Origin of the sequence: Photorhabdus kleinii (genome assembly GCF_025384885.1) — a bacterium.
GTDB classification, from domain to species: domain Bacteria; phylum Pseudomonadota; class Gammaproteobacteria; order Enterobacterales; family Enterobacteriaceae; genus Photorhabdus; species Photorhabdus kayaii.
The window spans coordinates 43,126-55,619 of the sequence record NZ_JAJAFY010000005.1 but is presented as its reverse complement, the minus strand read 5'-3'; the positions used below and the strand labels follow the sequence as shown (position 1 = coordinate 55,619).

Genomic DNA, 12,494 nt, shown 5'->3' with positions numbered 1-12,494 from the left:
GTTTTTTCCTTATGAAGTAATATTTCCTAAGAATTGATCGGTGAACCAAAATCGATTTAATAAATAATAAAAATATAGGAACGTGTAACTAGCAAATAACATACTGAATATTAATTTTTGTTTTATATATGAAGATATATATATATATATGATTGGAATTATATATTGCAACATAATATAGTTCCTGATAGCTATTTCTCTATTAAAAGATAGACAAATAGATAGTGATAATATTAACCCATATAACTTTAATAAATCTATATATACTTTATTTTTTACCTTATTTTTATAAAAACATAGAAATATTAATAAATGAGAGGAATATAAAAAAATGTACATATATATAGTTGATGTTGAGCGGCGTTCGTTGAAATATATATGTCGAGCTAATGTTTTCTGTATTATATAATAATCTCCAAATTTATCTACAATAAATTGACCAAAACCACTAAAGAATAATAGTAATGAAATAATAAAAATGGAAAATACTAATTTAATATTGATAAATCTGGAGAAAATTAATAATAATAAAAAAATAGCATTTGAACTATGAATGAGTATAGATGATATGAATAGAAGGCATGAAAGAAAATTTGCTTTTTCCTTTTTTAAATAAATACCGAGACCTAGTAAATAAAATGAGAAACCAAAAGCTTGCCTAAAATAATTAATTGTTCCTGTAAGCATTCCTTGGCTAAATAAAACAGTCCATATAAATATAATTATATGGGTTTTTATATTTTTTCCAAATATTGAATAAGCAAAAAATATATTTACCCCATAAATCAATGATAAAGTTAGTAAATATTTAGTTGGATCACTAGTAAACATTTTTACTGAAAATGTTATTACTGTGAATAATGGCTCGAAATTCCAATTGTTATAAAGAAAGTTTTCTACATACGCTTTAGTATCAGAACCAATTGAATAATCACGAAGTCCAAATAATGTTACGTATACGATAGTCAGAAATAAGGCGATAAAATTAGAAAAAAACTCATTTTTCACCATTGTTGTAAAAATGGCGATTAATAAGAAAATTAAGGACAAGCTTAATAAAAGAGTTGAACTATATTCAGATATCATCGCTAAAAATACTGTCCCAGTTTTTCGCTATATATGATATTTCAAAGTTGTTAGCTTCTAAATAACCTTGTTTTATAATTCTATTTCTTAAACTTTCATCACTAATTAAAAGATCAATCTTATCAGCTAAATCCTGTACGTTTGAGATATCGACTAATAAACCATTTACCATATCATTAATTAATTTTCTTCCACCAGTTGTTTTTGTTGAAATGACAGCACATCCTTGAGATTTGGCTTCAATTATACTTAATGGCATTCCTTCAAATAGAGAAGGTAATACACTTATTGTTGCTCTTCTAAGGTATTTCGTTATATTATTTGTTGGCTCATAAAATAAAATATTTTTCAATTCTAGTTTTTGAGCTAGCGATATAAATCTTTCTTTATCAGCTCCATCACCAATAATCTCTAATTTCCAGTCATTATGTTTGGGTTCAATTATTTTCCAAGCTCTTATTAAATCGTCAACCCCTTTCTCTTTGGTTACACGTCCAATAAAAGTTACAACTTTAGTGTACTCACCAATTTCTTTTATATAAGTTGGGATTGAACATGGATTAGAGATGAATGTTATTTTTTCATTTTTTACAACATCTGGTGTAGTATCGGTATTTTTGAATAGACAAACTACATCATCAAATACATCAAAAATCATACTTACTCGATGCTTAGTAGCATGACGGGACATATAAAAGTTTTCGAACTCATTATTTCCACCATGAGAAAAATAAACAAGCTTAATGCCTTTAAAAAAACCCAATTTTCGCCAGAAATAGATAGGTTCTATATAAGCTGATTTATTAACAATTAGGTATGAGTCTTTTGCTTCTTTTAAAATAGGAAGAATTAGAAATAAATTTATAGGTAAAGCTAATATTTTATTCTTAAAGATATATTTTTTTATTTTGAAATTTATATTTTGATCTAAGTCAAAATATGACTTGCCCGGAATAACTGATAATATTTTACAATCAAATCCTATCCCGGAAAAATAATTGGCCCATGAGCTAATTACTCTAACGACGCCACCTGCGCCAACCATACTTTCAGTCAAAAATACTAGCTTTTTAGTCATAATTTTTATTGTTTAATCTAAATTATCAATGATAAAATTGTGTATTCTTTGGCAATTTCCATATTTCACTTCGTTGAAATAACTATTAATTTTATGTCTTTCAGCTTTATAATAAGTTTCGATATATAGCAGTTTAGATATTTCAGAAATAAATTCATTCTGGCTCGTTGGTTTTGGTCCAGGTGTAACAGTTTGATAATCAAAATTTAAGCCTACATTATTCTCATATACTTTTAAGTCATAAGGTAAGAATAAAATAGGCTTATTTAATATTAGAAAATCAAAATAAATGCTTGAATAGTCTGTTATTAGTAGATCAAAGCCTGCTATAACATCCATAACTTCATTACAAATATTGGATGAGAAATCTCTTATCCAATTTGAATTTTTTACCTCTATATTTTGTAAGTGATGAGGCCTTAAACAAAGTAAGATCTTATTTTTTTCTAGGTATTCTTCAAGTTCATCTTGATTAAAATCTGAAAATGGGAAAAATTTTGTGTCTTCTCCAATCCAATCATCACCATAAATTCCTGCTCTCCATGTTGGTGCATATAAAATGGTTTTCTTATATTTGGGTAAGTCAGCGATATAATCACTGATTGAATGGTGGTTTTCAAATAATGCATCATTTCTGGGTTGCCCTAATGGTTTTATTTTTTCTTTAGTGATTAAGAAACTTTTAGAATAAACTGATGATAAATTTGAGCTTGTCGCAGAAAATAAATTGTAGTGTTTCGCGAACATTTTGAGAGTTAAAAAAATTCTTAATTTTTGTAAACCTGAGTATCCCATAATACCTACTTTTTTCAGCGGGATGCCATGCCATAAATTAATTAGAATTCTGGTCTTATGTCTAAATGGTGTTTTAAGAGGGAAACCACCATCAGTAACCCAGACTTTTGCATTTGATATTATTATTATATCTTTTATCTTTTTAGTTGTTATGAACTTATCACCATACTTTTGGATAAGTTCTTTTCTCAATTTATCATTGTTTATAATATATCTGACGTCAAGAATATTCTCTTTGAGTGAATATTCAAATAATGCTTTAGAATTGAATTTAATATTGTTTTTATCAAACGTAAAAATTACTAATTCTTTTTTTGGGCGATATAATAGAGGTAAAAGAAAGCAAAGGAGGTAATTAAATAAATATTTCATTGTAAATACGAATATACATTGTTAATGGGTATGCTGTCAGTACATATTTTCTATGGAGGATTTGACTATTATTTCTTGGTATTTAGGTGTGATAAATACATTGTTTTAATTTTAAACCAAAGTGATTTTTTATTGATGGTAAAGCTACCGCACTAGGTTTTTGGCTCCCAGAGTGCCTGTAATATTCGGAAATCTTATCTATTGCACTGATTTCTCAATACTTTTGTCTGTCTTAACAAAAAGTAATGGGGGATAAGATTTTGTAACTAGTTGGGGGGAGATTAGACTGTAAACTTATCTGGGTCAAGCTTAACAGCCAACTTGTTTAACTAATTGGTAGAATACAGTTCGTTGAAATCTGTATTACTGCTCATGGAATGGCGGTTAGATCTTACCAACAACGTATTATGATGCCTTGCTTTTCAACAGGTTTCCTTCTATTCCATTCGCCTAGGGATGTAGCAGTATTTCCGTGATATCCATTCGGTAGTAAAGCTTAATTGTGACATCATGCTTATTTAGCATTGTGATTGGTGAGATAACGATGTTCCTATTCTTCAACCCAAAATCTTTGAAGGTATAGGTAAATCCAGCGGTGATTGTTGTTTAAAAGTGAGGGAAGGAGAGAGTGGTTGGTGTAGGTTCGAGAATACTTGGCGATATATTATTGATGGCCAACAGAGCCTTAGTGATTTTCTTTAACTATAGCATTAAAACAAACTTAAACTTGCTGTGAATAGAATCACATTCATTTAAGCGTTAAGATCAGTTTTTTGATGTTAAGTGGATTTACAGCAGTCAGGAATGAGCCAGCGGAGACGCCTACACATAGGAGCAATAGCTTGATAGAGATGGGTTCATCTACCAGCAAATAAGCAAAGATGACCGCCCAGATAGCGTAAGTGATGTTTAAACTCATAGCACGGATGGGTTGAAGCATGCTGATTGCTTTGTAGTAGAAGAGGTACGATAGTGTAGCGACCAGAGAAGTGAAGAATAATAGGGAGTATAATTCTATATTTGAGAAGATATGTGCAGCACCAGGAAAAGAGTGAATGAATAATACGATGATGATTAAGTAACCCACCGAGGATGATAATTGTCTTATAAAATAAGCGATATCAGCAGGTATATCTTTATTCATGCCATAAGAGCTGATAACAACTTCAGAACTCCAGCCTAGTGCGCATATGAAAGCGAAAAGAAAGCCTATCCAGCCAGATATTGTCTGAGTGGATGCTGAGTAACCTAGTATCATAGTAGATACAACGGCTAATATTAATCCCAATATTCCGATAAGGTGAATACGATCTTTAAGTAGAAAAAAAGAAATGAGTGCGCCAATAGCAGGATAAGTGGCTGAAATGGTTGCTGTGTAGCTAATACCAATGTATTGAATAGCTAAGATATAACAAGACATGCCCATTGGGCCGCCAAATATAGCCGCTAGTATGATTATTCCATTTTTCTTGTTTTTGGGGATAAGGCATATCTCTTGGTATTTTCCTTTAACTATAAGATATATAAACATATATCCGCATGAAATCATATCATTCAGGAAAGCGAGTACAATGGGAATGAAAAAGTAAGAGGAAAGAGCAGTGTTTTTTAATAATAATGCGAAAAGTACGCCGCTTAGCCCCCAGAAAACACCAGAGGATAATCCATAGGCATTAGCTGTTACTTTACGGCTTGTGAACATAGCTATTTGGGTACTTTTTCATAAATTTATAGGCTCATATTAAGAGGCTAGCTTCATAATTTCCAGATGTTTAATCATTCTCCTTTGTTGAAGGAAGAAATGAAGGAAGTATAATGCATATGATATATACCCGTCATCTTTCAAGTTGCCTCTTTGTTGGCTGCACTCGCTCACCCCGGTCACATCGTTATCTATGCTCCCGGGGATTCACTCCCTTGCCGTCGCGATGCATCTTGAAATCCATTGGGTATATCTAATAATGAGGTTTTTGTTAGCTTGTTATTTTAATTTTCGAATTATATGATTTTTAATTGCTCATGTGTTAAAAATTTCATGGGCTTATTATTTGTCCAGCAGGCTAATGTCGGTGATATGATTTTCAGCCAGCTTCATGACATGAATGTATTTATAGATATTATTTTAAAAGGTCGTAAATATAATCTTTAGGATGAAAGTCAATAGGAGCATTGATAAGGATCTTCCTAATATTTTCGAAATCATAATTTTCACAAGATGTTTTTAGGTCATTTAATAGTGGATTTAATTTATCCCAGGTCAGAAAAATTTCATTGGCGGTCATGATTCTCGGGTGGTTGGTGCCAGAGACATTATCACCAATTAATAACTCTTCATAAAGTTTTTCACCGGGTCTTAATCCGGTAATTTTGATTTCGATATCGCCATGAGGATTAGTTTCATCTTTCACTGTCAGTCCAGAAAGATGGATCATTTTCCGGGCGAGATCATAAATTTTTACTGATTCTCCCATGTCCAGAACAAAAACATCGCCATTATTGCCCAGTGCCCCTGCCTGGATGACTAATTGGGCGGCTTCTGGGATCGTCATGAAGTAACGGGTAATTTCTTTGTGGGTGAGGGTGATTGGCCCACCACTTCTTATCTGTTTTTCGAACAGGGGAACAACGGAACCGGATGAGCCAAGGACGTTGCCAAAGCGAACCATTGAGAATTTTGTATGGCTGTTCTCTTTAGCGAATGCTTGTAATATCAGTTCTGCAAATCTTTTTGTTGCGCCCATTGTGTTTGTCGGGCGGACGGCTTTGTCGGTAGAGATTAATACAAATTTGTCAACTTTTTGGTTAATTGCTGCTTTAGCAAGTGAGAGGGTACCAAAAATGTTGTTATTAATGCCCTCTATGGTATTCATTTCTACCAGAGGAACATGTTTATATGCCGCAGCATGGTATATGGTATTAATGTTAAATTTATTGATTATCCTATTTATTTTGTCTGAATCTTTTATGTCGCCTAAAATTGCAGTAATGGTTATATTTAGATCTCTGTCTGCATTTATCTTTTGTAACTCTTTTTCTATTGAATAAAGGCAATATTCGGTTAATTCAAATAAGACTAGTTGAGAGGGTGACTGAGTAATGATTTGTCTGCATAACTCTGATCCGATGGAACCACCGGCACCGGTAATAAGAACGTTTTTGTTTTTGATGTTTTTACTGAGTAAACTTTGTAATGGGTTTACTTGTTCTCTTCCTAGTAGGTCGTTAATGGAAACGCGTTTCAGTGAGTTTATTTGAGCTTTTCCTTCAACCAGATCATTGAAACTTGGAATGGTGAGGATTTCACAATGTTCTTTTTGAAGTCTTTCAAGTATTTTTTTTCTATTAGATATTGATGCACTGGGTATGGCTAATAGTATTTTCTTTATATGATATTTTTCTACTAAGATTGTTATTTTTTCTGGAGCGAAGACATAAACCCCATGAATTGATAAATTATGTAATTTAGTATTGTCATCAATAAAAGCAATCGGGTTGAATTCTCTATGTTCTCTTAATATGGGTAAGAGTTGCCGACCAGATTCTCCTGCTCCATATATAATAACAGGCGCGCCTTTATATTTTAGTAAGTTACGTAGCGTTCTATAGACAAATCTTGTGCCGCAGAGTGAGATAACTAAAAATGAAAAATAGATAATTGGTACCGTTCTGGGTAAAAATGCTTGCTGGTATAAGGAAATTGCAGTCAATAGTAGAGTAGATAGAAATGAACCAATAATGGCCCATTTCAATATACTCATATTAACATATTTTAATATCGATCGATAAAAGCCAATTCTTAAGAAAATAAATAACGTGAGAGGTATGGCGAATATAATGGTTAACCAATGTTGTAAGCTATAGATGGGCACTTCTCTATCAAGGCGTAGCCACATACTTAGCCAGTATGAAATAATGATAATAAATATGTCTACAATCAGAAGAATGATGGTTTTGATTAATCTGTCTTGGTTAAAAAACATTTTTTTGTTTATCATTGTTAATTACCTAAAAACTACTTTGTAAATGGTTTTAAAGATAATCTTCAGGTCATAGAAAAATGACTTTTTATCTATATATTCTAAGTAGTATTTGGCTTTTATCGGCATAATAATGTCGATATAGGCTTGATGAGGATCTTTATATTGACTCAATATCTGATTTTCATCGATCATTTCTATGGAAGCCAAATCTGTTATGCCGGGTTTTAGCGATAATATTTTGTTTCTGACATCATCTGGATATTTGTCCATAAATTGTGGTACTTCGGGTCTTGGGCCGACTAAGCTCATTTTGCCGCGAACAACATCAATGAGTTGCGCTAATTCATCAATTTTATATTTGCGTATGAATTTTCCAGAGTTGGTAATACGGTGATCATTACCTATAGTAAGTTGTCCTTTTTGCTCTGATCCAGTGGTCATGCTCCTAAATTTGTGAATATAAAAATCTTGATTATATTGGCCTACTCGTTTTTGTCGGAAAAAAATAGGCCCTTTCGAATCCATTTTTATCCAGATGGCAATAGTTATTAAGATAGGAAATAATATAATGAGTCCAATAAGAGAAGAAATAAAATCAAATAGCCTTTTTATAGCTAAATAATATGTCATCATTTATGCCAAGATCTCTTTAATTGTGTTGATAACGTAGATTTGGTCTTCTTTTGTCATCTTGGTATATAAAGGAATGGATACAATTCTTTTAAAATTTTCTTCTGCGACTGGGAAGTTATTTTCATCAAGAGAGTAGGTATTTTTCCATATGGGTTGTTTATGCAGTGGGATAAAGTGGACAGAGCAGCCGATATTTTTTTCTGCCATTTTTATGATAAAGTCATCTCTTGATATTTTGGCTTCATTATTTAACCTGATGGTGTATAGATGCCAGGCGTGTTGGCTATTAGGTTCTTTAGGTTTGGTGGGTAAGATAATGGGCAGATCTTTTAGTTCGTCATCATAGAATTTAGCCATCTCCTCTCTTTTATTGTGAAAAGTGTCTATTTTTTGTAATTGATGGATGCCGATAGATGCACAAATATCTGGCATATTATATTTATAGCCCGGCTCAATGACTTCATAATACCAGGCAGGTATTTTAGATTGATATCTATCAAAGGCGTCTTTGCTAATGCCATGGAGGCGCATTATTTTTGCTCTTTTTATGATATCTGGATGTCTGGAGACTAGCATGCCGCCTTCCGCCGTCGTCATGGTTTTATTGGCGTAAAAGCTGAATACAGTGACATCGGTATTTAGGGTGCCAATTTTCTTTCCTTTATATAAAGTCGGAAATGAATGAGCTGCATCTTCAATGACTCGCAGATTAAATTTTTTAGCGATAGTAATGATGGCATCCATATCACAGGATAAACCGGCAAAGTGCACAGGTATAATCGCTTTAGTTTTGGTAGTTATTGCTTTTTCTATTGCTGTTGGATCAATATTCAGGCTGTCAGGTAAGGAATCAACAAAAATGGGATGAGCCCCCAGATAACGGACAACTTCTGCGGTTGCCGTAAAGGTATAGGTAGGAACAATGACTTCATCACCCGGCTGAATACCAATGGCTTCCAACGCTAAATGCAATCCCGCCGTGGCTGAATTTACCGCAATGGCTTCAACATCAGACTCTAAATATTGGGCAAAATCTTGTTCAAATCTTCTGGTTTTAGGTCCGGTGGTTATCCAGCCCGTTTTAAGTGAGTCAATGACTTCATCAATTTCAGATTGTCCAATTTCAGGTAATGCAAAAGGAAGGAATTTATTATTCATGATTGATGATTGCCTTTATGAAATTGTCTGCTAATACGGAATAAGCGTGATTTTCTAAAGCGTAAATTTTGCCTCGTTGCCCCATTTGGTTTAATTCGTCAGTTGATAACTCACTAAGCCTTAATAAGGCCTGAGCAATGTCTTCTGGTTTGCCTGATTTAACGGTGATACCACAATTCACGTCAGAAACAGGATCATTACCGGCATCAATTGCACATAAAATGGGTTTTCCAGCCATCATATAATCAATAAGTTTATTCGGGCTGATGCCAAATCTGAATAATGATTGTTTTTGTAGTCCTATATAAGCAATGTCAATTTTATTGAGTAATGTGGGTATTTGAGTTTTGGGGATCGGATCAAAGAATATAACGTTATTTGTTCCCAGTGATTGAGATTCTTTTATTAAATTATCCTTTTCAAGTCCCGTGCCGACTAATAAGAATGTCATCGGTTTATCATGAAGAAGTGAAGCGGTTTTGAGCAGTTTTTCTAGCGCATTTGGGCGTCCGTGGGCGCCGCTATAGCATACAATTTTATGCCCTTTATTTTTCTCTGTTACAATAAGTTTTTCTAGTGAACTGTTTAACGGAGTAGGTTGATTTATCCAATCCTCTACAACCACGCCATTAGGGATAATATGTAATTTATTGAGATCTAATCCATGTGCTTTCGTATGTTCTTGTACATTTGGGAGCATGGAAATAACTATATCCGCATATTTATAAGCCGCGTTTTCAGCAAGTTGGCATAATTGAATAAATGGATGTTTAGGTGACATTCCACCTAATTCTATGGGCGAAAGAGGCCATAAATCATGCAGTTCAAAGACCAGTTTTGCATTAGCTTTTTTGGCGAGACGTTTTGCAATCCATATATCCATAGGATATGTACTTGAAGCAATGACAATATCAGGTCGATATTTTTTGATTAAATTATGGCTATCAAGCCAAATTTGTCGTAAAAAAGAGAAGATATTTTTGACTCTGGATAATCCATTTCCGTTATAGCTCGGGGTGGGATACCAGATATATTCTAAGCCGTTAATATTTTCGGTGGTTTTTTTATTATTTATCAGTTTAGGTTGTTTTGTCCGAACATGAGAATAAGAGGCTGCGAGTAAGGTAATATTATGTCCCGATTTAACCCATTCTTGCCCTAAATGATATGGACGAAACTCCATACCTAGGTCCGGCGAACCCGCATAATGGTTTATATAGACGATATTCATAGTAATTTTTCTAATTCGTCAGCAATGCGTGTTGCAGCGATACCACCACCATACATGGATTGAACCGAGCTTATATCAATACCCATCATGTCATGAACTGATTGGGTTATTTTGTTACTTTCAGCCTCTGAGAGTTTATTCACGTCTGCTGCAATTAATTCTACCCATTCAGTTTGATCCCTCACGGTGACACATGGTTTCCGGAAGAAGAAAGCCTCTTTTTGGAGTCCACCGCTATCGGTAATAATCAGGGCGGTGTTTTTGAGTAGCCAGATCATCTCTAAATATCCCACTGGCTCAATTAAATGGACATCTAACTGTAAGCCGTATTGTGCTAACACTTTTTTAGTCCTTGGATGAATCGGCATGACAACAGTAACAATCCTTCTATGTATGTCGTTTAAGGCGTTCACTATTTCAGTTAAACGTTCCTGATTATCGGTATTTTCAGCACGATGGAGGGTAGTTAATATGAAGTTTTGTATGGAATCCAGTCCATTGGGTTTTTTGGCTGTTTGGCTGAAATATAAAGCGGCATCTTCCATGACATCACCGACTTTTCTGATATGAACGGGCTTTGAATTGAAGCCTTCTTTTTGTAGATTATTGACGGCGGTGTCTGTTGGACAGAAGAGAATTGAGCTGACATTATCGGTTAATATTCTATTGATCTCTTCGGGCATTTGCATATTAAAACTGCGTAGACCGGCTTCAACATGGATAATGGGAATATGTAATTTAGATGCGGCTAATGCGCCCGCTAAAGTCGAGTTTGTATCACCATATACCATAACGGCATCCGGTTTTTCTGTGATAAGGACTTTTTCAACTTCGATTAACATCTTTCCGGTCATTTCACCGTGCGAGCCGCCATGAATATTGAGTGTGTAATCCGGTTTGGGAATGGCTAATTCATTAAAAAATATATCAGACATATTACTATCAAAATGTTGACCGGTATGAATGATAATTTCTTTAAATTTATTATGATTTTTTAAAGCGCGAGATACCGGGCTGGCTTTAATGAATTGCGGTCTGGCGCCTAATACGGTAATAATTTTTTTCATATCGATTAACGTCCAATTTGTTGATAAAATTTGGTTAGTTTATTTTGTTCAATATCCCAATTGTATTTTTCATTGACTGCCAAGAGACCACTGTTACCCATTTCTTCTGCTATATCAGGGTTATTTGATAAGTAATCTATCGCATCAGCTATTTGCTTAGGGTTTAATGGGTCGACACAAATGCCACAATGGTTTTTTACAACAATATCTTTCCATAATGTGAAGTTTGAAGCGATAACAGGGATGCCGGCACTCATATATTCGAATATTTTATTGGGTTGGGCATCAATATGATTGGGGAGAGGGTGATATAGAACGATACCCGCAATAGATTTAGATAAAAGTTCCTTGGTTTCTATGCGATTTAAAAATCCCAGAGCATCTATTTTGTGCCAATTTTTCATGCTTTTTATTTTGTTCTCTAAATCTGTGTCAGAAAAATTGCCCGCTAATTTCATTTTTGTATTCGTCGTGAGGTGAGAGAGGGATTCAACCATCTCGGCTATACCTCTAATGTCGGAAATGCCGCCGACATAGCAGACTTGTTTTTCTTTTTCGTGCCAGTTGGCATGTTTATTATGCAACTCGCCTAATATGGGATAGTTATTAATGTCTATGGTGTTGTTATTGAGTTTTAAGAATTTGTCTCTTATTGATGGTGTAGCTGTAATAATGCCATCAAATTTAGGTGCAGAATACTTTTCGTAGAGGGTAAATAACTTAGAGATAATAACTCGGGTAAATTTATTTAAATAAGGCTTGCTAAAAATTTGTTTAGGGACATCTTCATGGGCATCAAAAATGACTATTTTACCTTTCTTTTTCAGTTTTAATCCGATAGGGATGAGTTCCGGATCATGAAAATGATATAAGTCAGCGTCTAGTTCTAATGCTTTTTTATAAACTTTATCGGTTGTTTTAAAGATTCTATTTAATCGGCCGGGTAATATACCGACATCGATGATAGCAATGTTATTCTTGACTTCATTATCTTTACCATCTGCGACAATAAGCGAGACCTCATGTTCTTTTTGTAAGGCATAACATTCTTTTAGGAAAATACGGATGTCGAAACGTGAATGTACCGAGGTCAT

10 protein-coding genes are annotated in these 12,494 nt (G+C 33.9%); all 10 read right to left on the bottom strand.

What is annotated here, in order from left to right:
- Positions 1-9 precede the first annotated feature (9 nt).
- A complete protein-coding gene (locus LG003_RS23350; RefSeq protein WP_390894099.1) occupies positions 10-1,011 on the bottom strand; it encodes an EpsG family protein in 1,002 nt (333 codons plus the stop codon).
- Positions 1,012-1,075: 64 nt separating this feature from the next.
- Positions 1,076-2,164 (bottom strand): glycosyltransferase, encoded by a 1,089-nt coding sequence (locus LG003_RS04875; protein ID WP_262980293.1) that lies wholly within the window; start codon positions 2,162-2,164, stop codon positions 1,076-1,078.
- A 12-nt stretch (positions 2,165-2,176) separates the two neighbouring features.
- Positions 2,177-3,331: a CDP-glycerol glycerophosphotransferase family protein gene (locus tag LG003_RS04870; protein WP_262980292.1), complete on the bottom strand. Its 1,155-nt coding sequence runs from the start codon at positions 3,329-3,331 to the stop codon at positions 2,177-2,179.
- A 748-nt stretch (positions 3,332-4,079) separates the two neighbouring features.
- Positions 4,080-5,033 carry a DMT family transporter gene (locus LG003_RS04865; RefSeq protein ID WP_262980291.1) on the bottom strand — a complete coding sequence of 318 codons (954 nt, stop codon included), beginning with the start codon at positions 5,031-5,033 and terminating at the stop codon, positions 4,080-4,082.
- Positions 5,034-5,448: 415 nt separating this feature from the next.
- Positions 5,449-7,326 carry a polysaccharide biosynthesis protein gene (locus LG003_RS04860; RefSeq protein WP_262980290.1) on the bottom strand — a complete coding sequence of 626 codons (1,878 nt, stop codon included), beginning with the start codon at positions 7,324-7,326 and terminating at the stop codon, positions 5,449-5,451.
- A gap of 6 nt (positions 7,327-7,332) precedes the next feature.
- Positions 7,333-7,944 (bottom strand): sugar transferase, encoded by a 612-nt coding sequence (locus LG003_RS04855; protein WP_262980289.1) that lies wholly within the window; start codon positions 7,942-7,944, stop codon positions 7,333-7,335.
- On the bottom strand, positions 7,945-9,102 hold the full coding sequence (locus tag LG003_RS04850; protein WP_262980288.1) for a DegT/DnrJ/EryC1/StrS family aminotransferase: 1,158 nt from the start codon (positions 9,100-9,102) through the stop codon (positions 7,945-7,947).
- Entirely contained in the window at positions 9,095-10,333 is a 1,239-nt protein-coding gene (locus LG003_RS04845; RefSeq protein WP_262980287.1) for a glycosyltransferase family 4 protein, read from the bottom strand. The genes LG003_RS04850 and LG003_RS04845 overlap by 8 nt, the downstream gene beginning before the upstream one ends.
- Positions 10,330-11,400, bottom strand: a complete 1,071-nt coding sequence (gene wecB / locus LG003_RS04840) for a non-hydrolyzing UDP-N-acetylglucosamine 2-epimerase (protein WP_262980286.1) — start codon at positions 11,398-11,400, stop codon at positions 10,330-10,332. Before wecB ends, LG003_RS04845 begins: the two co-directional genes overlap by 4 nt.
- Positions 11,401-11,405: 5 nt before the next feature.
- Entirely contained in the window at positions 11,406-12,494 is a 1,089-nt protein-coding gene (locus tag LG003_RS04835; protein ID WP_240000778.1) for a glycosyltransferase, read from the bottom strand.

Excerpts from the sequence above, each read along its gene's own strand:
- LG003_RS23350 (WP_390894099.1), bottom strand. The coding sequence starts at position 1,011 with ATGGTGAAAAATGAGTTTTTTTCTAATTTTATCGCCTTATTTCTGACT.
- LG003_RS04875 (WP_262980293.1), bottom strand. The coding sequence starts at position 2,164 with ATGACTAAAAAGCTAGTATTTTTGACTGAAAGTATGGTTGGCGCAGGT.
- LG003_RS04870 (WP_262980292.1), bottom strand. The coding sequence starts at position 3,331 with ATGAAATATTTATTTAATTACCTCCTTTGCTTTCTTTTACCTCTATTA.
- LG003_RS04865 (WP_262980291.1), bottom strand. The coding sequence starts at position 5,033 with ATGTTCACAAGCCGTAAAGTAACAGCTAATGCCTATGGATTATCCTCT.
- LG003_RS04860 (WP_262980290.1), bottom strand. The coding sequence starts at position 7,326 with ATGATAAACAAAAAAATGTTTTTTAACCAAGACAGATTAATCAAAACC.
- LG003_RS04855 (WP_262980289.1), bottom strand. The coding sequence starts at position 7,944 with ATGATGACATATTATTTAGCTATAAAAAGGCTATTTGATTTTATTTCT.
- LG003_RS04850 (WP_262980288.1), bottom strand. The coding sequence starts at position 9,102 with ATGAATAATAAATTCCTTCCTTTTGCATTACCTGAAATTGGACAATCT.
- LG003_RS04845 (WP_262980287.1), bottom strand. The coding sequence starts at position 10,333 with ATGAATATCGTCTATATAAACCATTATGCGGGTTCGCCGGACCTAGGT.
- wecB (WP_262980286.1), bottom strand. The coding sequence starts at position 11,400 with ATGAAAAAAATTATTACCGTATTAGGCGCCAGACCGCAATTCATTAAA.
- LG003_RS04835 (WP_240000778.1), bottom strand. The coding sequence starts at position 12,494 with ATGACCTCGGTACATTCACGTTTCGACATCCGTATTTTCCTAAAAGAA.